The organism is Paracoccus sanguinis, assembly GCF_900106665.1.
GTDB lineage: Bacteria > Pseudomonadota > Alphaproteobacteria > Rhodobacterales > Rhodobacteraceae > Paracoccus > Paracoccus panacisoli.
The window spans coordinates 538526-562894 of record NZ_FNNA01000001.1 but is presented as its reverse complement, the minus strand read 5'-3'; the positions used below and the strand labels follow the sequence as shown (position 1 = coordinate 562894).

Annotated in this window: 23 protein-coding genes; 16 read left to right on the top strand and 7 right to left on the bottom strand. The window is 70.9% G+C overall.

Annotated elements, in window-relative coordinates; translation table 11 throughout:
- Positions 1-59: 59 nt before the first annotated feature.
- Complete coding sequence (locus tag BLW17_RS02775) at positions 60-1631, bottom strand: ATP-dependent DNA helicase (RefSeq protein WP_074826041.1); 1572 nt, start codon at positions 1629-1631, stop codon at positions 60-62.
- Positions 1632-1739: 108 nt separating this feature from the next.
- Here BLW17_RS02775 and BLW17_RS02770 point away from each other — a divergent pair, with 108 nt between their 5' ends.
- Positions 1740-2294: a lipocalin family protein gene (locus BLW17_RS02770; RefSeq protein ID WP_052176489.1), complete on the top strand. Its 555-nt coding sequence runs from the start codon at positions 1740-1742 to the stop codon at positions 2292-2294.
- Between the two features lie 884 nt (positions 2295-3178).
- On the opposite strand, the gene ccrA is transcribed toward BLW17_RS02770, so the two are convergent.
- A complete protein-coding gene (gene ccrA / locus BLW17_RS02765; RefSeq protein ID WP_036702800.1) occupies positions 3179-4474 on the bottom strand; it encodes a crotonyl-CoA carboxylase/reductase in 1296 nt (431 codons plus the stop codon).
- Between the two features lie 288 nt (positions 4475-4762).
- Between ccrA and BLW17_RS02760 the strand changes: the two genes are divergently transcribed.
- The gene (locus tag BLW17_RS02760; protein ID WP_036734659.1) at positions 4763-6721 is read left to right on the top strand and encodes a protein meaA; all 1959 of its coding nucleotides are present in this window, start codon (positions 4763-4765) and stop codon (positions 6719-6721) included.
- A gap of 162 nt (positions 6722-6883) precedes the next feature.
- Entirely contained in the window at positions 6884-7675 is a 792-nt protein-coding gene (locus tag BLW17_RS02755; protein ID WP_036734662.1) for an HpcH/HpaI aldolase family protein, read from the top strand.
- Here the strand turns inward: BLW17_RS02755 and BLW17_RS02750 are convergent, their stop codons facing one another.
- Together BLW17_RS02750 and BLW17_RS02745 are read right to left on the bottom strand one after the other, a co-directional pair.
- Entirely contained in the window at positions 7676-8179 is a 504-nt protein-coding gene (locus tag BLW17_RS02750; RefSeq protein ID WP_036734664.1) for a fasciclin domain-containing protein, read from the bottom strand. It lies immediately after the preceding gene.
- A 60-nt stretch (positions 8180-8239) separates the two neighbouring features.
- Positions 8240-8845: a peroxidase-related enzyme gene (locus BLW17_RS02745; protein WP_036734666.1), complete on the bottom strand. Its 606-nt coding sequence runs from the start codon at positions 8843-8845 to the stop codon at positions 8240-8242.
- Between the two features lie 160 nt (positions 8846-9005).
- On the opposite strand from BLW17_RS02745, the gene ffh reads away from it, so the two are divergent.
- From ffh to rpmE, 10 genes are all read left to right on the top strand, one after another.
- Positions 9006-10502: a signal recognition particle protein gene (ffh, locus tag BLW17_RS02740; RefSeq protein WP_036702793.1), complete on the top strand. Its 1497-nt coding sequence runs from the start codon at positions 9006-9008 to the stop codon at positions 10500-10502.
- Positions 10502-11026, top strand: coding sequence for a GNAT family N-acetyltransferase (locus BLW17_RS02735; protein WP_036734668.1), 525 nt, complete (start codon positions 10502-10504; stop codon positions 11024-11026). Before ffh ends, BLW17_RS02735 begins: the two co-directional genes overlap by 1 nt.
- The gene (locus BLW17_RS02730; RefSeq protein ID WP_052174745.1) at positions 11023-11640 is read left to right on the top strand and encodes a GNAT family N-acetyltransferase; all 618 of its coding nucleotides are present in this window, start codon (positions 11023-11025) and stop codon (positions 11638-11640) included. The genes BLW17_RS02735 and BLW17_RS02730 overlap by 4 nt, the downstream gene beginning before the upstream one ends.
- A complete protein-coding gene (locus BLW17_RS02725; protein ID WP_052171833.1) occupies positions 11633-11974 on the top strand; it encodes a chorismate mutase in 342 nt (113 codons plus the stop codon). Before BLW17_RS02730 ends, BLW17_RS02725 begins: the two co-directional genes overlap by 8 nt.
- A 25-nt stretch (positions 11975-11999) precedes the next feature.
- Positions 12000-12449 carry a 30S ribosomal protein S16 gene (gene rpsP, locus BLW17_RS02720; protein WP_036734673.1) on the top strand — a complete coding sequence of 150 codons (450 nt, stop codon included), beginning with the start codon at positions 12000-12002 and terminating at the stop codon, positions 12447-12449.
- 159 nt (positions 12450-12608) lie between these two features.
- On the top strand, positions 12609-13106 hold the full coding sequence (gene rimM / locus BLW17_RS02715) for a ribosome maturation factor RimM (protein WP_036702789.1): 498 nt from the start codon (positions 12609-12611) through the stop codon (positions 13104-13106).
- Entirely contained in the window at positions 13103-13537 is a 435-nt protein-coding gene (locus BLW17_RS02710) for a hypothetical protein (protein ID WP_036734676.1), read from the top strand. The genes rimM and BLW17_RS02710 overlap by 4 nt, the downstream gene beginning before the upstream one ends.
- Positions 13538-13611: 74 nt before the next feature.
- Positions 13612-14415 carry a tRNA (guanosine(37)-N1)-methyltransferase TrmD gene (gene trmD, locus BLW17_RS02705; protein ID WP_081969174.1) on the top strand — a complete coding sequence of 268 codons (804 nt, stop codon included), beginning with the start codon at positions 13612-13614 and terminating at the stop codon, positions 14413-14415.
- Positions 14399-14797, top strand: coding sequence for a 50S ribosomal protein L19 (gene rplS / locus BLW17_RS02700; RefSeq protein ID WP_036702785.1), 399 nt, complete (start codon positions 14399-14401; stop codon positions 14795-14797). The genes trmD and rplS overlap by 17 nt, the downstream gene beginning before the upstream one ends.
- 9 nt (positions 14798-14806) lie before the next feature.
- Positions 14807-15028 carry a 50S ribosomal protein L31 gene (gene rpmE / locus BLW17_RS02695; protein WP_036702784.1) on the top strand — a complete coding sequence of 74 codons (222 nt, stop codon included), beginning with the start codon at positions 14807-14809 and terminating at the stop codon, positions 15026-15028.
- Positions 15029-15092: 64 nt separating this feature from the next.
- Here rpmE and BLW17_RS02690 read toward each other — a convergent pair whose 3' ends face one another.
- The gene (locus BLW17_RS02690; protein WP_036734682.1) at positions 15093-15986 is read right to left on the bottom strand and encodes an MBL fold metallo-hydrolase; all 894 of its coding nucleotides are present in this window, start codon (positions 15984-15986) and stop codon (positions 15093-15095) included.
- A gap of 151 nt (positions 15987-16137) precedes the next feature.
- Here BLW17_RS02690 and BLW17_RS02685 point away from each other — a divergent pair, with 151 nt between their 5' ends.
- From BLW17_RS02685 to BLW17_RS02675, 3 genes are all read left to right on the top strand, one after another.
- Entirely contained in the window at positions 16138-16914 is a 777-nt protein-coding gene (locus tag BLW17_RS02685) for a division plane positioning ATPase MipZ (protein ID WP_036734685.1), read from the top strand.
- A 154-nt stretch (positions 16915-17068) separates the two neighbouring features.
- Entirely contained in the window at positions 17069-18382 is a 1314-nt protein-coding gene (locus tag BLW17_RS02680) for an efflux RND transporter periplasmic adaptor subunit (RefSeq protein ID WP_074826038.1), read from the top strand.
- On the top strand, positions 18379-21441 hold the full coding sequence (locus BLW17_RS02675) for an efflux RND transporter permease subunit (RefSeq protein ID WP_036731672.1): 3063 nt from the start codon (positions 18379-18381) through the stop codon (positions 21439-21441). Before BLW17_RS02680 ends, BLW17_RS02675 begins: the two co-directional genes overlap by 4 nt.
- Before the next feature lie 101 nt (positions 21442-21542).
- Here BLW17_RS02675 and BLW17_RS02670 read toward each other — a convergent pair whose 3' ends face one another.
- Together BLW17_RS02670 and BLW17_RS02665 are read right to left on the bottom strand one after the other, a co-directional pair.
- Entirely contained in the window at positions 21543-22907 is a 1365-nt protein-coding gene (locus tag BLW17_RS02670) for a pyruvate dehydrogenase complex dihydrolipoamide acetyltransferase (protein ID WP_036731674.1), read from the bottom strand.
- 12 nt (positions 22908-22919) lie between these two features.
- A complete protein-coding gene (locus BLW17_RS02665) occupies positions 22920-24362 on the bottom strand; it encodes a pyruvate dehydrogenase complex E1 component subunit beta (RefSeq protein ID WP_036731676.1) in 1443 nt (480 codons plus the stop codon).
- Positions 24363-24369: the final 7 nt, after the last annotated feature.

Sequence of the window (24369 nt, the reverse complement as noted above, 5' to 3'; positions counted from 1 at the left end):
GGGGGCGCTGCCCCCCGCGCCGTTGGCGCGTCCCCCGGGATATTTGGGCAAGGAAGAACTCAGTCCGCCTCGGCCTCGGCCTCGAGCGACAGCGGCGCGGTTTCGGCGGCGAGATCGTCCACCGACAGCCCCGTCTGCGGCCGTGCGAGCCGCGCCCGCGTCACCCAGTAGAGCCGCTCCTGCGCGCGGGTGATCGCCACATAGGCGAGGCGCTTCCACAAGGGCAGCCCGGCCTCGGTCCGGTTCGACCAGGCGGCAGCCGAGATATCGGGGGCGAAGACCTGCACATCGGGCCATTGCGAGCCCTGCGCCTTGTGGATCGTCACCGCCGCCCCGTGCAGGAACGCCGCCCCCATCCGGGCGGCGAAGGGGATGAAGGGTTCCTCGACGTCCGGCGTCTCGATCTTGACGATGCTGGCCGCCGACAGCCGCGGCTCGGGCGCACCGATCACGTGCAGCCGCGAGAAGCCGGGCTTGCGGCCGGGGCCGAGATAGACCACCTGCGCGCCCTTGATGAGCCCCCGCGCCTCGAGGTCGATGCGCTTCTTGCGGTGCTTCAGCGGCAGCTCGATCCCGTCGCAGATCAAGGGCTCACCCGGCAACAGCGCGTCCCCCGGCGCCCCGTGGGCGGCGCGGAAGGCCGAGATCAGCCGCACCCGCGTGGCGTTGCGCCAGACCAGCACCGGGCTGCGCGCCATCAGGTCGCTTTCCACCCGCTCGGCCCAGATCACCCTCGGGTCGCCGGCGGCGGCCTCGCGCACCAGCCGCTCGAAGGCGGGAAAATCCACCTCGGGGTCGCCGAGCGCATGGGCGAGGTCGAGGATCGGGCTGTCGTCGGCCTGCCGGTGGATGCGGTGCAGGATCAGCTTCTGCGGCGCGGCGAGGCGGTCGAAGACCATCTCGCCCGACTGCCCGACGGGGGCGAGCTGCGCGGGGTCGCCGAACAGCACCAGCACCGGAAAGATCTCGCGCAGGTCGTCGAACTGGCGCTCGTCGAGCATCGAGGATTCGTCGATCAGCCCGATGTCGAGCGCATCCTCGCGCCGCTTCCACCCCTGGATGAAGTCCGACCCCCGCAGCCCCGCCGCCGCCAGCGCCCCGGGGATCGAGCCGTGCTGCTGGTAGAACGCCAGCGCCCGGTCGAGCGCCGGCTCGCTCAGCCCCTCGATCACCGGGCGCTCACCGGTCCCGGCCAGCCAGTCGGCGAGGCGTTCGTATTGCGGGTCGTAGACGGGGGTATAGAGGATGCGGTGGATGGTGGTCGCGGGGACGCCGCGGGTGCGCAGCACGAAGGCCGCCTTGTTGGTCGGGGCCAGCACGGCGACGGTCCGCGCGTCCTTGCGCCGGCGCCCCTCATAGTCGCCGCTGACCACCTGCACACCCGCCGCCGCCAGCGCCCGCGTCAGCTCGGCCAGCAGCAGCGTCTTGCCCGAGCCGGCCTTGCCCAGCACCGCCATCACCCGGCCCTTGCCCTCGGTCGCGGGCCTGACCTCTTCGATCACGAGGTCCACGCCCGCCGCGGCCAGCGTCTCGGCCAGCGCGTCCCAGGCGTCCGCCTGATCGGGTGAGAGGGTGGGCGCAACCGGCAGCGTGGCGGCCGGGGCGGGGTCCGGGTCGGGGGGCGGGGTCATGTCCCCTTCTAGCCCGCCCGGCCGCCGCGGCAACCCGGCTAGGGCGGCGAGAGGGGAACGTCGGGGGCAGGGGGGCGTTGGGCCACGAACCCGGAACAGGAGACCGTCATGAAGATCGCCCAAGCCCTCGCCGTGTCGCTGCTGACCCTGACGCCTGCGTTTGCGCAGGATGCCGGCACCGTGGCGAAGACCGAGATCGACCCCGAGGCCTATGTCGGCACGTGGTACGAGATCGCCCGCACCCCGGCCAAGTTCCAGGAGATGTGCACAGGCGGTGTGACCGCCACCTATGCGCTCGCGGGAGAGAAGGTGACGGTGACGAACCGCTGCGACGGCCCCGGCGGCGCGGTGGCGACGATCGAGGGCACCGCCACGGTCGTGGGCGGCAACTTCAACACCCTCGACGTTCAGTTCCCGGTCGGGGACATGAGCCAGGGGGTGAACTACACCGTCGCCGCGGCGAGTGACGTGGTGGACGGGAAGTACCAGTGGGCGGCGGTCCGCTCGCCCGAGGAGAACATCGGCTGGATCCTGGCCCGCACGCCAGAGCTTGATGCCGCGACCCGCGCCGAGGCGGTCAAGGCACTGGAGACGGCGGGGGTGGATGTGAGCCAGCTCAAGGACACCGCGCAGCCGCCGCAGAGCTACAAAGTGGGGGAGTGAGCGGGTCGGGGGGTGCGCGTGTGGTGTGAGCCGGAGGGGCTGGCCGGGAGGCGGACCTAGGCCTGCGCCTCGTGGTTCGCGCGGGTTCACGGGTCTAGTGTTGCCCGGGGACTGCCGCAGATTGCTGCCACGAGATGTGCCCCCCGTCCCGGCGTGCCCGCCGTCTGTCGGTCGTACCGCTCGGTCCTGTGCAGCCCGCACAAAGATTCTGCCACCCCGTTACCTGTGTTCGGCCCACGCACGGCGCGGCCAGGCTTATGAGGGGGCAGAGGACGACCGTTTCCCTGCCCCCGCGCCTGTCCGGCGGAGCTGCCAGGGGCTTGGGGGCGCCATGGCTTGCGGCGGGTGGGAGGCCCGGCGCCCGCGCGGTTCATACGGCCGTCGCCCGGCCTGCGTCCCTCCCTCGCCGGCAGACTGGCGCCGCGCCGGCGCCACGCCGGAGGAATGGCTCTCATCACGCCGTGTACGCCGTGCCCGGGGGGCGAGCTGCGCCGCCCAGACCAGCAGTTCACGCCGCTAGTCACCCCGATCGGCTTTCCGCCGGTGAGCCCCCCGGCGAGGCCCCCTCGGGCGAGACCCCCTCAGGCGAGACCCTCTGAGCTGCAGCCCCGGGCCGCGCGCGAGGCGGTGCGGCGGGAGGGAGGCTGGCGCCGCGCCAACCCTTGCCGGGAATTACGGCGCACGCGAGGCTCAGCCCTGCCGCCCGCCGCCCGTCCTTCGCGCAGGCACGCGCCGCGCCGCGCGCTCAGCCGACTCCGCGCGGCGGCTACCCCAACGGCTTGCCGTGCAGGGCGCGCCTGACCGGCGTTACCCAGGCCCACCGTTACCAAATGGAAAAGGCCGGCGAACCGCCGGCCTCTCCCCATTTCACCGAAAACCGCCGCTCAGCCCTTCGTCGGCCCGGCCTCGAGCACGTCCTCGACGGTCCTGAGCCCGGTCACCGGCGCCTGCACCAGCACCGCCATGTTGCCGGGCTTGTGCTGGTTGCGCAGCATCTTGGTGTGCGCGTCGGGGATCTCGGCCCAGGGGAAGACCTCGCTCATGCAGGGGTCGATCCGGCGCTCGAGCATCAGCTTGTTGGCCGCGCTCGCCTGCTTGAGATGCGCGAAGTGCGAGCCCTGCAGGCGCTTCTGGTGCATCCACATGTAGCGCACGTCGAAGGTGCAGTTGAAGCCGGTGGTGCCGGCGCAGATCACCACCATGCCGCCCTTCTTGCAGACGAAGGTCGAGACCGGGAAGGTCGCCTCGCCCGGGTGCTCGAACACGATGTCGACGTTGTTGCCCTTGCCGGTGATGTCCCAGATCGCCTTGCCGAACTTGCGGACCTCGTTGAACCACTGCTTGTACTCTTCGCTGCCGACCTTGGGCAGCGCGCCCCAGCAGTTGAAGTCCTTGCGGTTGATGACGCCCTTGGCGCCAAGGCCCATGACGAACTCGCGCTTGTCCTCTTCCGAGATCACGCCGATGGCGTTGGCGCCGGCCGCGTTGATCAGCTGGATCGCGAACGACCCAAGCCCGCCCGAGGCGCCCCACACCAGCACGTTCATGCCCGGCTTCAGCTCATGCGGCTCGTGCCCGAAGAGCATCCGGTAGGCGGTGGCGAGCGTCAGCGTGTAGCAGGCGCTCTCCTCCCACGTCAGGTGGCGCGGGCGCGGCATGAGCTGCTGGGCCTGCACCCGGGTGAACTGCGCGAACGAGCCGTCGGGCGTCTCGTAGCCCCAGATCCGCTGGGTCGGCGAATACATCGGGTCGCCGCCGTTGCACTCCTCGTCGTCGCCGTCGTCCTGGTTGCAGTGGATCACGACCTCGTCGCCCACCTTCCAGTTGCGGACCTTGTCGCCCACCGCCCAGATCACCCCCGAGGCGTCCGAGCCGGCGATGTGATAGGGCTGCTTGTGGCCGTCGAAGGGGCTGATCGGCTGGCCGAGACCGGCCCAGATGCCGTTGTAGTTGACGCCCGCCGCCATCACGAGGACGAGCACCTCGTGGCTGTCGATCGCGGGCGTGTCCACGACCTCGACCTGGAAGGACTTGTCGGGCTCGCCGTGACGCTCGCGGCGGATGGCCCAGGCGTACATCTGCTTCGGAACATGGCCGAGCGGCGGCATCTCGCCGATCTCGTAGAGATCCTTTTGCGGCGCATCATAGGGCGCGATCGGGCTGGGGGCGTCCAGGGCCATGGGCATCTCCTCATGTCGTGCCGCAGTGCAGAATCGCCGCGGTCTTGGCGCCCAGCGGTATTCGCCGCCGCGCAACATTGCAATAGGACCGCCGTAGGGTCACGCAACAATATGTCCGATCCGCCGTGCCGTCACCGCGCCGATTCGCCTGCCTATGCCTCTCTAGCCCAGCACAGGTTAAGGTCAGGTTGACGCCGCTGCGTTTCGCCGCGCTGCGGCGAATTGACGGCGCAGCAATCTGACCGTTATCTGGCTCCAACCGAAAGAATCTTGCGAAGGGCGCCCGTCATGGCCACCAAGGACAAACCCTGGCTGTTCCGCACCTATGCCGGCCACTCGACGGCGGAAAAGTCGAACGCCCTCTACCGCACGAACCTCGCCAAGGGGCAGACGGGCCTTTCGGTCGCCTTCGACCTGCCGACCCAGACCGGCTATGACAGCGACCACGTGCTGGCCCGCGGCGAGGTCGGCAAGGTCGGCGTGCCGATCTGTCACTTGGGCGACATGCGGGCGCTGTTCGACGCCATCCCGCTCGAGCAGATGAACACCTCGATGACGATCAACGCCACCGCGCCGTGGCTGCTTGCGCTCTACATCGCGGTGGCCGAAGAGCAGGGGGCCGAGATCGCGGCGCTGCAGGGCACGGTGCAGAACGACCTGGTCAAGGAATACCTGAGCCGCGGCACCTATATCTGCCCGCCGAAGCCCAGCCTCGCCATGATCACGGATGTGGCCGCCTACACCCAGGCGCATCTGCCGAAATGGAACCCGATGAACGTGTGTTCCTATCACCTGCAGGAGGCCGGCGCGACGCCCGAGCAGGAGCTCGCTTACGCGCTTGCCACCGGCATCGCGGTGCTCGACGACCTCAAGGGCAAGGTCGCGCCCGAGGACTTCCCGGCGATGGTCGGGCGGATCAGCTTCTTCGTGAACGCCGGCATCCGCTTCGTCACCGAGCTCTGCAAGATGCGCGCCTTCACCGAGCTCTGGGACGAGATCACCCGCGACCGCTACGGCATCGAGGACGAGAAATACCGCCGCTTCCGCTACGGGGTGCAGGTCAACAGCCTCGGCCTGACCGAGCAGCAGCCGGAAAACAACGTCTACCGCATCCTGATCGAGATGCTGGCGGTGACGCTCAGCAAGAACGCCCGCGCCCGCGCCGTGCAGTTGCCGGCGTGGAACGAGGCGCTTGGGCTGCCGCGGCCCTGGGACCAGCAGTGGTCGCTTCGGATGCAGCAGATCATGGCCTACGAGACCGACCTCTTGGAGTTCGGCGACCTCTTCGACGGCAACCCGGCGGTGGCCGAGAAGGTCGAGGCGCTCAAGGACGGCGCGCGGGCCGAGCTGAAGCTGCTGGATGAGATGGGCGGCGCGATCGCGGCCATCGACTACATGAAGGCGCGGCTGGTCGAATCGAACGCCGCCCGGCTGAACCGGGTCGAGGCCGGCGAGACGGTCGTCGTCGGCGTCAACCGCTGGCAGCAGGGCGAGCCCTCGCCGCTGACCGCGGGCGACGGCGGGATCATGGTCGTCGATCCGGCGGTCGAGGCCGACCAGATCGCCCGGCTGAACGACTGGCGCGCCTCCCGCGACACCGCCGCGGTCGAGGCGGCGCTGGCGCAACTGCGCGCCGACGCCGCGGCCGGGCGCAACGTGATGCCGGCCTCGATCGCCGCGGCCCGCGCCGGGGCCACCACCGGCGAATGGGCGGGGGTGATGCGGCAGGTGCACGGGGAATACCGCGGGCCGACGGGCGTCTCGCCCTCGCCCAGCAACCGCACCGAGGGGCTCGAGCCGATCCGCGAGGCCGTCGATGCGGTCAGTGCCCGGCTGGGGCGGCGGCTCAAGTTCGTGGTCGGCAAGCCGGGGCTCGACGGGCATTCCAACGGCGCCGAGCAGATCGCCTTCCGCGCGCGGGACTGCGGCATCGACATCACCTATGACGGCATCCGCCTGACCCCGGCCGAGATCGTCGCCGCCGCGCAGGAGCAGGAGGCCCATGTCGTCGGCCTCTCGATCCTCTCGGGCAGCCACCTGCCGTTGGTCGAGGACGTGCTGGCGCGGATGCGGGCGGCGGGGCTGGGGCACATCCCGGTGACCGTCGGCGGGATCATCCCCGACGAAGACGCCAAGCGCCTGACCGCGATGGGCGTCGCGCGCGTCTATACCCCCAAGGATTTCGAGCTGAACCGGATCATGATGGACCTCGTGGCCCTCGTCGATCCGGCCGACCGCGCCGCCTGAGGCGCGCGCCCCCGGCTTCTTTCTGGCCCGGATACCCAGCCGGCGGTGCCTGTGGGCGCTGCCGGAGCCTCCGGCGGGGATATTTGGGTCCAGCCCGAGGCGGGCGCTTGTGCCCCGTCCCGGCCCTTGGCACCAAGGGGCGCGCCGCGAGAGGAGAGGCCGATGCCCGCACCCGAGAACCGCTTCAAGTCGCGCCTCGCCGCGGGCGAGGTGCTGGTCGGGGCGTGGGTCGCCTTTGCCGACGCTTACGCGGCCGAGATCACCGCGAGCGCCGGGTTCGACTGGCTGCTCATCGATGGCGAGCACGGGCCGAACGACCTCCGCTCGATCATGGCCCAACTTAGGGTGATCGAGGCCTCCGGCACCCCCGCCGTGGTCCGACTGCCGATGGGCGAGGACTGGGCGATCAAGCAGGCGCTCGACATCGGGGTGCAGTCGCTGCTGATCCCCTTCGTCGAGAGCGCGGCCGAGGCCGCCCGCCTCGTGCGCGCCACCCGCTACGCCCCGCACGGCCACCGCGGGGTGGGGGCGGCGCTGGCCCGGGCCTCGGGGTTTTCGGCGATCCCCGACTACATGGCGACCGCGGACGCCCAGATCTGGCTCGGGGTGCAGGTCGAGACGCGCGCCGGGCTGGCGGCGCTGGACGAGATCGCCGCGACCCCGGGCGTGGACGGGGTGTTCATCGGCCCGGCGGACCTCTCGGCCGACATGGGCCACCCGGGCGAGATGGACCACCCCGAGGTGCGGGCGGCGATCCGCGACGCGCTGGGCCGCATCGCCGCGGCGGGAAAGGCGCCGGGGATCATCTGGACCGAGCCCGCCGTCGCGGCCCGCGCCATCGCCGAGGGCGCGCGCTTCGTCGCCACCGCCATCGATGTGCTGACCTACGCCAGCGCCATCCGGGGCGCGGCGGCGCAGGCGCGGGCGCTGCGCGACACCGCCCGCGGCGGCTGATCAGCGCAGGACGCCGTTCAGTTCCTGCACCAGCCCGTTGCTGGCCGGGATGTTCGTCTTGACGACCGACCGGCCGTTCACGAACAGCTTGCCGTCCTTGCCGGTGACGCTCAGCCGGCAGCCGCCGAGCGTCCGCACCTGCACCGGGGCGCGCTTCTTGACCGCGCGGTTGTAGAGGTCGCCGGCCCGCAGCTCCTGCCCGATCACGTGGCACCCGACGAGCCGCCGCGCGGCCGTCGGGCTCTGCATCAGCGCCCGCAGGTTGCCTTCGCCCATCGCGGCCAGCGCCCGGTCGGCGGGCACCAGCACGGTGATGTCGTCCCTGGACATCAGCGTGACGTCCATGCCCGACACCTGCGCCAGCTTGACGAAATTGCGGTAGCGCGGCGAGGACAGCAGCACGTCGAACACCGACCTGTCCTGCGCCGCCGCCGGGCCCGGCGCCCCGGTGCCGGCGGCAACGGCCAGCACCAGCGCGACGGCCAGAGGTTTCCACCCGTTCATCTCCGCGGCTCCTTCCTCCAAAGCCTGAACACGGAAATGTTAACCCACCCGGCCCGCGGCTCAAACGCCCTTCGGCACCCGGCCCATCAGGTAGAACTCTTCGTTCGGCGGGATCTCGGCCATGTTCACCAGCCGGTTCGACATCCCGAAGAACGCCGCGATCGCGCCGATGTCCCAGATTTCGTCGGCCGAGAACCCCGCCTCGGCCATGTCCAGATGGTCGTCCTCGGTGATCGAATCGGCGTCCATCGCCACCAGCTCGGCGAATTGCAGCATCGCCCAGTGCCGGTCCGACAGGTTCGCCTTGCGCCAGTTGATCGCCAGCTGGTCGGCGATCAGCGGATCCTTGGCCCGGATCCGCAGGATCGCCCCGTGCGCCACGACGCAATACTGGCAGCGGTTCAGCCCGCTCGTGGCGACCACGATCATCTCGCGCTCGGCCTTCGTGAGCCCCTCGTCCTTCTCCATCAGCGCGTCGTGATAGGCGAAGAAGGCGCGGAACTCGGCCGGGCGATGGGCGAGGGCCAGGAAGATGTTGGGGACGAACCCCGACTTTTCCTGCACCGCGCGGATCATCTCCTGAATGTCGGGGGGCAGGGCGCGCAGGTTCGGGACGGTGAAGCGGCTGACGGGCGGGGCGGGGTTCAGGCCGGGGTTCTGGCTCATGGGGCGGTCTCCTTTGCGCGCTTGACTCTCGCCGCCCGGGATGGAATGTCCACCCGGATTCCCGGAAGGACGTCCTTCCGGTCCCCGCCGGTCGGGGATCGCCCCCCGTCAGCGCGGTTGCGCCCACGGGGGTCCTGTCGTTTTGCTGCGGAGGCCCGCGATGTTCGAGAACCTGTCCGACCGCCTTGGCGGGGTCTTCGACCGCCTGACCAAGCAGGGCGCGCTGACCGAGGATGACGTCACCGCCGCCATGCGCGAGGTGCGCCAGGCGCTGCTCGACGCCGACGTCTCGCTGCCCGTGGTGCGCAGCTTCGTGCGCGCCGTCACCGCCAAGGCCACCGGCTCGGCCGTCACCAAGTCGATCACCCCCGGCCAGCAGGTCGTCAAGATCGTCCACGACGAGCTGATCGCCATGCTCTCGGGCGAGGGCGAGGCCGACGCGCTCAGGATCGACAACCCCCCGGCGCCGATCCTGATGGTCGGCCTGCAGGGCTCGGGCAAGACCACCACCACCGCGAAACTCGCTCGCCGCCTGAAGGAGCGTGAGAAGAAGCGCGTGCTGATGGCCAGCCTCGACACCAACCGCCCGGCGGCGATGGAGCAGCTCGCGATCCTCGGCACCCAGATCGGCGTCGACACCCTGCCCATCGTCAAGGGTGAGAGCGCGGTCCAGATCGCCCGGCGCGCGAAGCAGCAGGCCTCGCTCGGCGGCTATGACGTCTACATGCTCGACACAGCCGGCCGGCTGCACATCGACCAGGCGCTGATGGACGAGGTCCAGCAGGTCCGCGACGTGACCTCCCCGCGCGAGACGCTGCTGGTCGTGGACGGCCTGACCGGCCAGGACGCCGTCAACGTGGCGACCGAGTTCGACGCCAAGGTCGGCGTCTCGGGCGTCGTGCTGACCCGGATGGACGGCGACGGGCGGGGCGGGGCGGCGCTCTCGATGCGCGCGGTGACCGGCAAGCCGATCCGCTTCGTGGGTCTGGGCGAGAAGATGGACGCGCTCGAGGCGTTCGACGCCGAGCGCGTGGCCGGCCGCATCCTCGGCATGGGCGACATCGTGGCGCTGGTCGAAAAGGCCCAGGCGACGCTCGAGATCGAGCAGGCCGAGCGGATGATGAAGCGCTTCGCCAAGGGTCTGTTCAACATGAACGACCTGCGCGGGCAGCTTGAGCAGATGCAGAAGATGGGCGGGATGCAGTCGATCATGGGCATGATGCCCGGCATGGGCAAGATGGCCAAGCAGGCCGAGGCCGCCGGCATCGACGACACCATGATCCGCCGCCAGATCGCGCTCATCAACTCGATGACCAAGAAGGAGCGTGCCAACCCCGACCTGCTGCAGGCGTCGCGCAAGAAGCGGATCGCCGCGGGTGCCGGGATGGACGTGGCCGAGCTGAACAAGCTGCTGAAGATGCAGCGCCAGATGGCGGACACGATGAAGAAAGTGTCCAAGATGGGCAAGGGCGCGATGCTGAAGCAGGCGATGCGCGCCATGTCCGGCAAGGGCGGCGGGCTGCCGGATCTGGCCGATGTCGATCCGGCCAAGATGGCCGAGGCGACGAAGATGCTGCAGGACCAGAAGGGTCTGGGCGGCCAGCTCGGCGGGCTGAACCTGCCCGGCGGGCTTTCGGGGCTGTTCGGGAAGAAGTGATGCCGGTGCTGTCCGTCGAGATTCCGGTGATCGAGACCGAGCGGCTGGTCCTGCGCGAGCCGCGCATGGCCGACCTGCCGGCCTTTGCCGCCTTCGCGGCCTCGGACCGGGCGCGCTTCGTCGGCGGGGCGAACCCGGCGCCCTACGCGGCGTGGGACGGCTTGCGCGGGATGCTCGGCCACTGGCTGCTGCGCGGCTTCGGCTGGTGGACGGCCGAGGACCGCGCGACCGGCGCGACCGCCGGGCGGCTCGGCATCGGCCACCACATCGACTGGCCCGAGCCGGAACTCGGCTGGCACATCTTCGACGGGTTCGAGGGCCGCGGGCTGGCGCATGAGGCCGCGCTCGCCGTCCGCCGCTGGTGGCGCGGGCAGGGGCACCCGGCGCCGATCTCGCTGATCGACCCCGGCAACACCCGCTCGATCCGCCTGGCCGAGCGGCTGGGCGCGGTGCCTGAGCGCGAGATCACCCTGCGCGGCGCCCCCTGCACCATCTGGCGCCACCCCGCGGAGGGCACGGCATGACCGTCACCCTGACCGGCACCCCCGTGATCCACACCAGGCGCCTGATCCTGCGCGCGCCCGAGCCGTGGGACGCGGCGCCGTTCTGCGCCTTCCTCGGCTCGGACCGGGCCCGCTTCGTCGGCGGCACGACCGAGCCGGGGCGCGCGTGGCGGGCCTTCGGCACGATCCTCGGGCACTGGGTGCTGCGCGGCTTCGGCCCCTTCACCATCGTCCGGGGCGACAGCCGCACCGGCGCCGAGCGCGCCATCGGCATGGCCGGCCCGTGGTTCCCCGACACCTGGCCCGAGCACGAGATCGGCTGGATGCTGTGGGACGACGCCCATGAGGGGCAGGGGCTCGCGGCCGAGGCCGCGGCGGCGGTCCGCGACCACGCCCGCACCCATCTCGGCTGGGCGACCTCGGTCAGTTACATCGACCTCGAGAACGCCCGCTCGATCGCGCTGGCCGAGCGGCTGGGCGCGGTCCGCGACCCGGACGCCGCGGTGCCCCCCGCCCACCCCGACGGTGGCGCGCTGGGGGTCTGGCGGCATCCGATGGGCGCGGTCGCTGCGGCGGCGTCCACGGCGGACTCGTATGAACGGCATTCGCATGAACGGTGCACGAACGATGCATGAACCTCAGACGAACATCGCCCCCGATGCAGACGCCACCTCGGCCGATCCGGCGGTGCGGGCGGCGGCGATCCTCGCCGAGCACCGCGCCTCGATCGACCGGCTCGACGCGGTGCTCGTCTTCACCCTCGCCGAGCGGTTCAAGCACACCCAGGGCGTGGGCCGGCTCAAGGCCGAACACGCGCTGCCGCCCTCGGACCCGGCGCGCGAGGCGGCCCAGATCGAGCGGCTCGAACGGCTCGCGCGTGAGGCCGACCTCGACCCGGCCTTCGCGCGCAAGTTCCTGAACTTCGTGATCTCGGAAGTGATCCGGCATCACGAGCAACTGCAAAAATAACCAAGCCATACCAAGGAGATACCTCATGGCTATGAAGATCCGGCTCGCCCGCGGCGGGTCCAAGAAACGCCCCCACTACTCGATCGTCGCCTCGGACAGCCGGATGCCGCGCGACGGCCGCTTCCTCGAGAAGCTGGGCACCTACAACCCGCTGCTGCCCAAGGACAGCGAGGACCGCATCAAGATGGACATGGAGCGTGTGCAGCACTGGCTGTCGCAGGGCGCCCAGCCCACCGACCGCGTGGCCCGCTTCCTCGAAGCCGCTGGCGTGAAAGAGAAATCCGACCGCGCCAACCCCAAGAAGGGTGAGCCCGGCAAGGCCGCGCAAGAGCGCGCGAAGAAGCGCGCCGACCGCGAGGAAGCCGCCCGCGCCGCCGCGGAAGAGGCGAAGAACGCCCCCGCCGCCGCCGCCGAGGAAACCTCGGTCGAGGTTGCCGACGAGGCTGCCGCCGACGCCGCCAAGGCCGACGAGTGATCCGTCCGGCCCGCGCCGGGGGACCACCCCCGAGCGCGGGCCGCACAGCAACGGCGCGGGGCGCGCACAGGCCTGCCGCCCGCCCTGCGCCGCTGCGGTCCAAGGGGCCGCAACGATTTGCTTTTCCAGAGCTTTCCCTGAGCACGAGGGGCGTTCGCCATGACCGACAAGACCTGCGTGGGCGCCATCGCCGGGGCCTTCGGCGTCCGCGGCGAGGTGCGGCTCAAGAGCTTCTGCACGACCGCCGAGGACATCGCCACCTACGGGACGCTGACCACCGAGGACGGCGCCCGGCGCTTTGCCGTGACCCTGACCCGGCCGGTGAACGGCGGGCTCGGGGCGCGGCTCTCGGGCGTCGAGACCAAGGAACAGGCCGATGCGCTGCGGGGCGTGACCCTCTGGGCCGACCGCGCGGCCCTGCCGGCGTTGGGCGATGACGAGTTCTACCACGCCGACCTGATCGGGCTCGAGGTGGTCGATACCGGCGGCGCGAGCCTCGGCCGGGTGCGGGCGATCCACGACCACGGCGCGGGTGACATCCTTGAGATTCATGGACAATCCGGCACGCTGCTGGTGCCCTTCACCCGCGCGGCGGTGCCGACCGTGGACCTGAGCGCCCGCCGCATCGTCGCCGACCCGCCCGAGAGCGACGAATGAGCGACCCGCTCGCCCCCCTCGCCACCCGCCTGCGGCTGCTGATGCTGGCCGGCTTCGTGGTGCTGGCGACGCCTTTCCTTGCCGGGCTGGGCGGGGCCGGGGGCTACAGCGTGGGCCTCTTCGCGGCGATCTTTGCCGCCCGCTATATGCTGACCACCGACCCCGCGCGCTGGTCCCACCCGGCGATCCCGGCGCTGGGCGTCGCGGTCAACGCGGTCGTCGCGGGCGCGCTCTGGGGCCTCGGCCTCTGGGTGTCCCGCGCGACCGGCTGGACCCCGCGCTGGGGGGCGCTGCCGCCGGTGCTGCTGGCGCTGGCGGGGACGGGGCTCTCGGTGCAGCTCTGGTCCGCGCGCCGCGACGCGGCGGTGAACGGGATGCTGGACGACGCGGGCCGCCTGACCCGCGACGATGACGAGGGGCCGCGGCCGTGACCGCCGAGGCGCCCGCCACCCCCCGCTCGCACGGCCGCGTGGCCATCCGCGCCAGCGTCCGCCCGCGCGACCTGATGGAACCGCCCGAGGTCGCCGGCGCCTGGACCGCCCATGTCGTGACGCTGTTCCCCGAGGCGTTCCCCGGCGTCCTCGGCCTCTCGCTGACCGGCAAGGCGCTGTCCGAGGGGCTGTGGCGGCTCGAGACCGTCGCCCTGCGCGAGCACGGCATCGGCCGGCACCGCAACGTGGACGACACCCCCGCGGGCGGCGGGGCGGGCATGGTGATCCGCGCCGACGTGCTGGCCGCGGCGCTCGACCGGACCCCGCCGGGGCTGCCGGTGGTCTATCTCTCGCCGCGCGGGGCGCCGCTGACGCAGGCGCGGGCCCGGGCGCTGGCCGAAGGCCCCGGCGTCACGCTGATCTGCGGGCGCTTCGAGGGGGTGGACCAGCGCATCCTCGACGCCCGCGGGATCGAGGAGATCAGCATCGGCGACTATGTCCTGACCGGCGGAGAGCTGGCCGCGCAGGTCTTGATCGATGCGACCGTCCGCCTTATACCGCGCGTGCTGGGGAATCAGGCGTCCCTGGCCGAGGAATCCTTTTCCTCCGGCCTGCTTGAACATCCGCAGTACACGAAGCCCGCCGAATGGGAAGGCCGCAGGATACCGGAGATTCTGCTCTCCGGCCATCACGCGGCCATTTCGCAATGGCGGGCGGACGAGGCCGCAAGGCTGACCAAGGAACGTCGCCCCGATCTGTGGCGGGCCCATCTCGACGGTGGGGACTCGGCTAAGGACCGGCAGCTCTCGGGCGCATCACACCAATCGCGGGACCGCCGCGAGCAACGAAAGGACCAGGGCGATGAACCTGATCGCTGAAATCGAGGCCGAACAGATCGCGGCCCTCGGCAAGACCATCCCGGATTTCAAGGCCGGCGACACCGTGCGCGTCGGCTTCAAGGTGACCGAGGGCACCCGGAGCCGCGTCCAGAACTATGAGGGCGTGTGCATCAGCCGCAAGGGCGGCGAGACGCTGGGCGCCTCGTTCACCGTGCGCAAGATCTCGTTCGGCGAGGGCGTCGAGCGCGTCTTCCCGCTCTACTCGACCAACATCGAGTCGATCGAGGTCGTCCGCCGCGGCCGCGTGCGCCGTGCCAAGCTGTACTACCTGCGTGATCGCCGCGGCAAATCGGCCCGGATCGCCGAAGTGCAGAACTACAAGCCGAAGGCCCCCAAGGCCGACGCCAACCCGAACGCCTGAGGTGCCGCGATGAAAGCCGAAACCCATCCCGAATACCACATGATCACCGTCAAGATGACGGATGGCACCACCTATCAGACCCGCTCGACCTGGGGCAAAGAGGGCGACACCATGTCGCTCGACATCGACCCCACGTCGCACCCGGCCTGGACCGGCGGCTCGGCGAAGCTGATGGACACCGGGGGGCGCGTCTCGCGCTTCAAGAACAAATACGCGGGCCTGGGCTTCTGAGCCCTTTCCCCCTCGCACCGATTGCGAACGCCGCCCCTCGGGGCGGCGTTCTGCGTTTCCGGCCTCAGCCCTTGGGGCGGTCGAAGTAGTTCGCGGGGATCTTGAAATACGACCGCCCGTCGTCCTCGGCCGGGGGCAGGCGGCCGCCGCGCAGGTTCACCTGCAGCGCGTGCAGGATCTGGACGGGCAGCGACAGGGTCCGGTCGCGGGCCTCGCGCAGGGCGATGAACTCGGCCGCCTGCACCCCGTCCTTGACGTGCTGGTTGGTCAGCCGGTGCTCGGCCACCGTCGCCATGTAGCGCGGCGCGTCGCCGCCCTCGGGGTAGTCGTGGCCGATGAAGAGCCGCGTCTCGGCCGGCAGGTCGAGGATCGCGCGGATCGAGCGCCACAGCACCTCGGCGCTGCCGCCCGGGAAATCGGCGCGGCTGCTGCCCGAGGGGGGCATCATCAGCGTGTCGTGCACGAAGGCCGCGTCGCCCGCGACATAGGTGACCGAGGCGAGCGTGTGGCCGGGCGACAGCATCACCCGCACCGGGATCGACCCGACCATGAACTCGTCGCCGTCCTCGAACACCCGGTCCCAGGGGCTCGTGTCTTGCGGCAGCGTGTCGTCGTTGTAGATCTCGCGCCACAGCGCCTGGATCTCGGTCACCTTGGCGCCGATGCCGCGCGGCACCCCGCCGAGCTGCTCGGAGAGATAGACGGCCGCCGACAGGTGATCCGCATGGGGGTGGGTGTCGAGCACCCAGTCCACCGTGATCCCCATCTCGCGGACATAGGCGAGGATGCGGTCGGCGTCCGCGGTCCAGGTCCGGGCCGCGCGGGGGCAGAAGTTCCAGACCGGATCGACGATCGCACCGTGCATCGTCTCGGGATCGTGGAAGACGTACTGCAGACTGCCGGTCGGGCGGTCGAAGAACGGCTTGACGATGGGCGTGCGGGGGGCAGAGGGGGGCATGGGTGCCTCCTGTTCATATTCTTCGCGGGGAATATGTGTCGGGCCGCGAGGTTGGTCAACGGGCTCTTTGTCCACAACTGATTGCCGGCCGCGGCCTGACACCGCCGGACGGGGCGGTTAGCCTGCGGCCGAGAGGCATCAGGGGCGATTCGTGACGCATATCATCGTCGTGGGCAACGAAAAGGGCGGCTCGGGCAAGTCCACGACCTCGATGCACGTCGCCACCGCGCTGGCGCGGATGGGGCACCGGGTCGGCGCGCTCGATCTCGACGTGCGGCAGCGCAGCTTCGGGCGGTACCTCGAGAACCGCGCCGCGTTCATGGCGCGCGAGGGGCTGGCGCTGCCGACGCCGGCGCTGGCCGAGCTGCCCCGCGACAGCGCCGATCCCCTGTCCGACGTGCTGGGCGAGATGGACGCGCGGCAGGATTTCATCGTCATCGACTGCCCCGGCTCGCACACCAAGCTGAGCCAGATGGCCCACACGCTGGCCGACACGCTGGTGACGCCGCTCAATGACAGCTTCATCGACTTCGACCTGCTGGCGCGGATGTCGCCCGAGGGCGAGGTGCTGGGCCCCTCGATCTATGCCGAGATGGTCTGGTCAGCGCGGCAGTTGCGCGGCCAGGCGGGCGCGGGGCCGATCGACTGGATCGTGCTCAGGAACCGGCTCGGCACGACCGAGATGCACAACAAGCGCAAGGTCGGCGAGGCGCTGGACCGGCTGTCGCGGCGGATCGGCTTCCGGGTCGCCGCGGGGTTTGCCGAGCGGGTGGTGTTCCGCGAGCTCTTCCCGCGCGGGCTGACGCTGCTGGACCTGCGCGACGTGGGCACGCAGGCGCTGTCGCTCTCGAACGTCGCGGCCCGGCAAGAGCTGCGCGACCTGCTGGGTGAGCTGCGGCTGCCGGGGGTGACGAGCATCCGGCTGTAAGCGGGCCGCGCACGGGCTGGTGCATTGTTGTCGAGGCCAAGGAAAGCTATGTGAGAAGCCTGATCCGGCCCCGCCGCGGGGCCGGCAGGGCCGTCGTGACGGTCCGACCCCGGGGGCATGGGCCATCCGGGCAGAAGACCGGGGATGCCGTCCGATGCGCCTGCCGCCGATCCTGACCGCGCTGATGGTGGCCGCCGCCGCGATGACGGGGGCCGTTCCCGCGCGGGCCGCCGACGCCCCCGCCGCCCCGCAGGGCGCCGCCACTGCCCCCACGGTGACCGCCGCGGTGGCCGAGATGGCCGACGTCGAGGCGCGGGTGCCGCTCAGCGGGACGCTCGTCGCGCGGCAGATCGTGCAGGTCTATCCGCAGGTCTCGGGGTTCGAGATCGTGGCGCTCGGGGCGGAGGCCGGCGACCGGGTCGAGAAGGGGCAGGAACTCGCGCGGCTGGCCGATGCCACGCTGTCGGCGCAGCTCGCGCAGGCGCAGGCCGAGCTGCAGCGCGCCGTGGCGGGCGTCAGCCAGGCCCAAAGCCAGATCGCCAGCACCGAGGCCGCGCAGCGCCAGGCCGTGGCCGCGGGCGACCGCGCCCGGTCGCTGCGCCGCTCGGGCTCGGGCACGCAGGCGGCGCTCGACCAGGCCGAGGCCGCCGAGGCGGCGGCGCAGGCGGCGGCGGCCTCGGCCCGCGACGGGCTGGCGGTGGCCGAGGCGAGCCGCGCGCAGGCGCAGGCGGCGCTGGACCTCGCGCAGTTGAACCTCGACCGGACGCGGATCGTGGCCCCGGTGGACGGGCGGGTGACGGCGCGGGCCGCGCAGCTCGGCGGCATCGCTAGCCCGGCGGGCGAGCCGATGTTCACGCTGATCGCCGATGGCAGTGTCGAGTTCGAGGGCGAGGTGATCGAGGCCGCGCTGCCCGAGCTGAAGATCGGGCAGGAGACGCAGTTGAACGTGGCGGGCGTCGGCCCGGTCGGTGGCGAGGTGCGGCAGCTGCCTGCCGCCGTCGATCCGGTCACGCGCCTCGGCCTCGTCCGGGTGGCGCTGCCCGACGACGACCGGCTGCTGACCGGGCTCTTTGCCAGCGGCGACATCGTGACGCTGCGCCGCCGCTCACTGACCGTGCCCGCAACGGCGGTGCTGTCGGACGACCGCGGCGACCGGGTGCAGGTGGTCGCGGGCGGCGTGGTGGAATCCCGCCCCGTGAACGCCGGGCTCTTGTGGCAGGGGCGGCGCGAGGTGCTCGAGGGGCTCTCTGTGGGCGAGACGGTGATCGCGCGGGCCGGGGCGTTCTTCGCCACCGGCGACGCGGTGTCCCTGGTCGAGACGCCGGCCGAGGCGGCGCCCGCGGCCCCGGCGGCCCCAACCCCCGCGCCGGCCGACCCCGCGGCCCCGGCACCCGCCGCAGCAGCGCAGGCGGTCACCCCGGCGGTCGCCGCGGGCACGCCCCCGACCTCGGGCGAGGCGCGGCCATGAACCTCTCGACCTGGTCCATCCGCCATCCCGTCCCGCCGATCGCGATCTTCCTCGTCCTCATCATCGTCGGCATCTACAGCTTCCTGAACCTGCCGGTCACGGCGATGCCGAACATCGACCTGCCGATCATCTCGGTCAGCGTCGGCCAGCCCGGCGCCGCGCCGTCCGAGCTGACGAGCCAGGTCGTCAAGCCGATCGAGGACGCCATCGCCAACGTCACCGGCGTGCGGCACATGACTTCGACCGCCGGCGATTCGGCAGCCAGCGTGACCGTCGAGTTCACGCTCGAGACCGACAGCGACCGGGCGCTGAACGACATCAAGGACGCGGTGGCGAGCGTCCGCTCGGACCTGCCCGAGGGGATCACCGAGCCGCTGGTGCGGCGGCTCGACGTGACCGGGATGCCGATCCTGACCTATGCGGTCAGCGACCCGACTCGCTCGATCGAGGAGCTGTCGAAGTTCGTCGAGGACGTGATCGGCCGCCAGCTTTCGACCGTGGACGGGGTGGGGCAGGTCAGCCGCATCGGCGGCGCCGACCGGCAGATCGAGGTGGCGCTGGACCCCGACCGGCTGCTGGCCCTGGGCCTGACCGCCGCCGGTGTCAGCCAGGAGCTGCGGGCCAAGAACATCAACATGGGCGGCGGGCGCGGCGACCTTGCCGGGACGGAATACTCGATCCGCACGCTGGGTTCGGCCGACACGGTGGCGCAGCTTTCGGCAACCCCGATCTCGCTGGGCGCGGGCGGGCGGACGGTGCGGCTGGACCAGCTCGGCACGGTGATCGACGGGCCGAGCGAAGAGCGCAGCTTCGCGCTCTTGGACGGGCGGCCGGTGGTGGCCTTCGGGGTCTATCGCGCCACCGGCAAGTCCGACCTGGTGGCGGGCGACGGCGCCAAGGCGCGGCTCGCCGAGATCGGCGCCCAGCATCCGAACCTGCGCATCACGCTCATCGACGACGCCACGACCTACACCTCGCAGTCCTATCACAACGCGATGGAGACGCTCTACGAGGGCGCGGCGCTCGCGGTGATCGTCGTCATGCTGTTCCTGCGCAACTGGCGCGCGACGCTGATCGCCGCGATCTCTCTGCCGCTGTCGGTGATCCCCACGTTCTTCGTGATGGACATGCTGGGGTTCACGCTCAACGGCATCAGCCTGCTGGGGATCACGCTGGTCACTGGCATCCTCGTCGACGATGCCATCGTCGAGATCGAGAACGTGGTCCGCCACATCCACATGGGCGTCGACCCCTATCAGGCCGCCGAGGATGCCGCGACCGAGATCGGCACCACGGTCATCGCCATCTCGATGTCGATCGTCGCCGTCTTCGCGCCGGTCAGCTTCATGGGCGGGATCGCCGGGCAGTATTTCAAGCAGTTCGGCCTGACGGTCGCGGTGGCGGTGCTGTTCTCGCTGCTGGTGGCGCGGATCATCACCCCGATGCTCGCCGCGTATTTCATGCGGGGCGCGGGCGGCGCGCACGAGCCCGAGGACGGGCGGGTGATGCGCGGGCTGATGGGCACGCTGCGCTGGACCATGCGGCACCGCTTCCTGACCATGCTGATGGGCTTCGGGGTGTTCGCGGGCTCGATCTACTCGGCCACGCTGCTGCCGACCGAGTTCATCGCCGCGGGTGACGTTGGCCGCAGCCAGGTGCAGGTCGAGCTGCCGCCCGGCGCCACCATCGACGCGAACGAGGCGATCTCGCGCAGCCTCTCGGCGCGGGTGGCCGAGATCCCCGAGGTGCAGTCGGTCTTCGTCATGGGCGGCACCGACTCGGTGACCAAGTCGCGGCTGATGATCAACTACGGCCGCAAGGAGGACCGCGACCGCAGCCAGTTCGAGATCGAGGCGCAGCTCAAGGACGAGCTGGCCGGCACCCCGGACGTGCGGCTGAACTTCCAGAACGAGCAGGGCGGCAACGACCTGACCATCAGCGTGCTGGGCGACACCGAGGACGGCGCGGCCGAGGCCGCCAACCTGCTGGTGGCCGAGATGCGCAAGATGGCGTCGCTGGAAAGCGTGACCTCGTCGGCGAACCTGCAGCGCCCGGAAATCCAGATCGCGCCCAAGACCCAGCTGGCCGCCCAGCTCGGCGTCTCGGCCAGCGCGATGGCGCAGACGCTGCTGGTGGCGACGCTGGGCGACAGCGAGGCGAACCTTGCCAAGTTCAACGCCGGCGACGAGCAGATCCCGATCCTCGTGCGGCTGAACGCCGAGGCGAGGAACGACCTGATGGAGCTGCGGAACCTGCGCGTGCCCTCGCAGGCGGGGCAGGTGCCGCTGGCGGCGGTGGCGGACGTCAGCTTCTCGGCCGGGGCGACGGAGATCTCGCGCTATGACCGCCGCTACCGGACGACGGTGGATGCGAACCTGGTGGACGGGGCGATCCTCGGGCCGGTGGCGGCCGAGGTGAAGGCGTTGCAGGGGAAGATTGCCCTGCCGCCGGGGACCGAGTTCCAGACCGCCGGCGACGCCGAGATCATGGGCGAGGTGTTCTCGGCCTTTGCGGCGGCGATGGGGTCGGGGATCCTGCTCGTCTATGTCGTGCTGGTGCTGCTCTTCCACAATTTCGTCACCCCGATCGCCATCCTGCTGTCGCTGCCGCTGGCCATCGGCGGGGCGATGTTCGCGCTGTACCTGACCGGCTATGCGATCGGGATGCCGGTGGTGATCGGCTTCCTGATGCTGATGGGGATCGTGACCAAGAACGCGATCATGCTGGTCGAGTTCGCGCTGGCCGCGATGGACGCGGGCGCGGCCAAGCGCGACGCGATCCTCGACGCGGTGCACAAGCGGGCGCGGCCGATCGTGATGACGACCATCGCCATGGCGGCGGGGATGGTGCCCTCGGCCATCTCGACCGCCGAGGGGTCCGAGTTCCGGGCCCCGATGGCGATTGCTGTGATCGGCGGGCTGCTGCTCTCGACGCTGCTGTCGCTGCTCTTCGTGCCGTCGCTGTTCTCGCTGCTGCACGGCGGGCAGGGGCGGCTCGGGCGCTTCGCGCAGCGGATGGTGGGGCTGAACCGGGCGCCGAAGGGCGAGGCGGCCGAGTAGGGGCTTCGCCCCTCGCGCCTGCGGCGCTCACCCCAGGATATTTGGGCAAGAAAGAAGGGCTGCCGGTGCGGGCAGCCCTTCGGGTTTGCGGTGGGGGGAGGTCAGGCCAGCATCCCGACCGGGTTCTCGAGATGGGTTACGATCGCCTCGAGCAGTTGCGCGCCGAGCGCGCCGTCGATGACGCGGTGATCGACCGAAAGCGTCATCGACATCATGTTGCGGATGACCACCTGCCCGTCCTCGACCACCGGGGTCGGGATGCCGGCGCCGACCGCGAGGATCGCGCCATGCGGCGGGTTGATGACCGCGTCGAAGTTCTCGATCCCGAACATCCCGAGGTTCGAGATGGCGAAGCTGCCGCCCTGATACTCGTGCGGGGCCAGCTTCTTGGTCTTGGCGCGGGCGGCAAGGTCCTTCATCTCGGTCGAGAGGGCCGAGAGGGTCTTCTTGTCGGCGTCCTTGAGGACCGGGGTGAAGAGCCCGCCCTCGACCGCCACGGCCACCGCCACGTCCGAGGGTTTCAGCTTGATGATCCGGTCGCCGGCCCAGACGGCGTTGGCGTCCGGCACCTGCTGGAGGGCCAGCGCGCAGGCCTTGATGATGAAGTCGTTGACCGACAGCTTGACCTTGCGCGCCTCGAGCTGGGTGTTGAGCGTGCCGCGGAATTCCATCAGCGCGTCGAGCTTGGCGGACCGCCGCAGGTAGAAATGCGGGATGGTCTGCTTGGCCTCGGACAGGCGCGCGGCGATGGTGCGGCGCATCCCGTCGAGCGCGACCTCTTCGGTCTCGCGGCCCTCGAGCATCTTGGCGACGGTGGCGTAGGACATCCCCTGCGGGGCGGCCGCGGGGGCGGCCTGCGGTGCGGCGGCGGGTTTCGGCGCCTCGTTGGCTGCGGCGGGTTGGCTCGCGGCGGCTGGCTGGGCGGCCGGCTGGGCCGCGCCGGGCTTGGCCCCCTCGACGTCGGCCTTGACGATCCGGCCCTTGGGGCCCGAGCCGGTCAGCCCGGCGAGGTCGATGCCCTTCTCGGCGGCGATCCGGCGGGCGAGGGGCGAGGCGAAGATGCGCTCGCCCTTGCCGCGGGCCGGGGCCTCGGCGGGCTTCGCCGCGCCGGCGTCGGGTTTCGCGGTCTCGGATTTCGTCTCAGGCTTGGCCTCGTCCTTCGGCGCCTCCGCCTTGGCGGCCGCGGGCTTCGACGGGGCGGCCTCGGCGGCGCTGGCGTCCTCGCCTTCCTCCAGCAGCAGCGCGATGGGGGTGTTGACCTTCACCCCTTGCGTGCCCTCTGCCACCATCAGCTTGCCGATGGTGCCCTCGTCCACGGCCTCGAACTCCATCGTGGCCTTGTCGGTCTCGATCTCGGCGAGGATGTCGCCGGACTTGACCGTGTCGCCCTCTTTCACCAGCCATTTGGCGAGCGTCCCCTCCTCCATCGTCGGGGACAGCGCGGGCATCAGGATCTCGGTGGCCATGTCGCGCGCTCCTTACCGGTGGGTGACTTTGCGCACCGCCTCGACCACCTCGGCGGCGGTCACGAGGGCGAGGCGTTCGAGGTTCGCGGCGTAGGGCATCGGCACGTCCTTGCCGGTGCAGTTGATCACCGGCGCGTCGAGCCAGTCGAAGGCGTTCTCCATCAGCCAGGCCGACAGGTGGTTGCCGATCGAGCCGACCGGGAAACCCTCTTCGACGGTCACGCAGCGGTTGGTCTTCTGCACCGACTTGAGGACCGTGGGGTAGTCGAGCGGGCGCAGCGTGCGCAGGTCGATCACCTCGGCCTCGATCCCGTCCTGGGCCAGCGTCTCGGCGGCCTCGAGCGCGTGGGCCATGCCGATGCCGAAGCTGACGATGGTCACGTCCGATCCCTTGCGGGCGATCCGGGCCTTGCCGAAGGGGATGGTGAAGTCGTCCATCACCGGCACGTCGAAGCTGCGGCCGTAGAGGATCTCGTTCTCGAGGAAGATCACCGGGTTCGGGTCGCGGATCGCGGTCTTGAGCAGGCCCTTGGCGTCCGAGGCCGAGTAGGGCTGGACGACCTTGAGGCCGGGGATGGCCGCATACCAGGCGGCGAAGTCCTGGCTGTGCTGGGCCGCGACGCGGGCGGCGGCGCCGTTTGGGCCGCGGAACACCATCGGCGCGCCCATCTGGCCGCCGGACATGTAGAGCGTCTTGGCCGCCGAGTTGATGATGTGGTCGATCGCCTGCATGGCGAAGTTGAAGGTCATGAACTCGACGATGGGGCGCAGCCCGCCGAAGGCCGCGCCGACGCCGATGCCGGCGAAGCCCATCTCGCTGATCGGGGTGTCCACGATCCGGCGCGGGCCGAACCGCTCGAGCAGGCCCTGGCTGATCTTGTAGGCGCCCTGATACTCGCCGACCTCCTCGCCCATCAGGAACACGGTCTCGTCGCGCTCCATCTCTTCGGCCATCGCCTCGCGCAGCGCCTCGCGCACGGTCATCTGGCGGACCTCGGTGCCCTCGGGCCAGTCGGGCTCGGCGTCGGGTTCGGGGGTGTCCACCGCCTCGACGGCGGATTTCGCCGCGGCGGGGGCGGTGTCGGGGGCCTCGCCCGCCTCGTCGCGGCTGTTCTCACCCTCGCCCGCGCGGGCGGGCGGTTCGGCGTCGGAGGCCTTGGCGGAGGCCTTATCCGAAGAACCGCCGGACGCCGCGGCGGTGCTGGCGTCCTCGCCCTCGTCCAGAAGCAGGGCGATGGGGGTGTTGACCTTCACCCCTTGGGTGCCCTCGGCCACCATCAGCTTGCCGATGGTGCCCTCGTCGACGGCCTCGAACTCCATCGTGGCCTTGTCGGTCTCGATCTCGGCGAGGATGTCGCCGGATTTCACCGTGTCGCCCTCTTTCACCAGCCACTTGGCCAGCGTCCCCTCCTCCATGGTCGGGGACAGTGCGGGCATCAGGATCTCGGTTGCCATGTCTCTC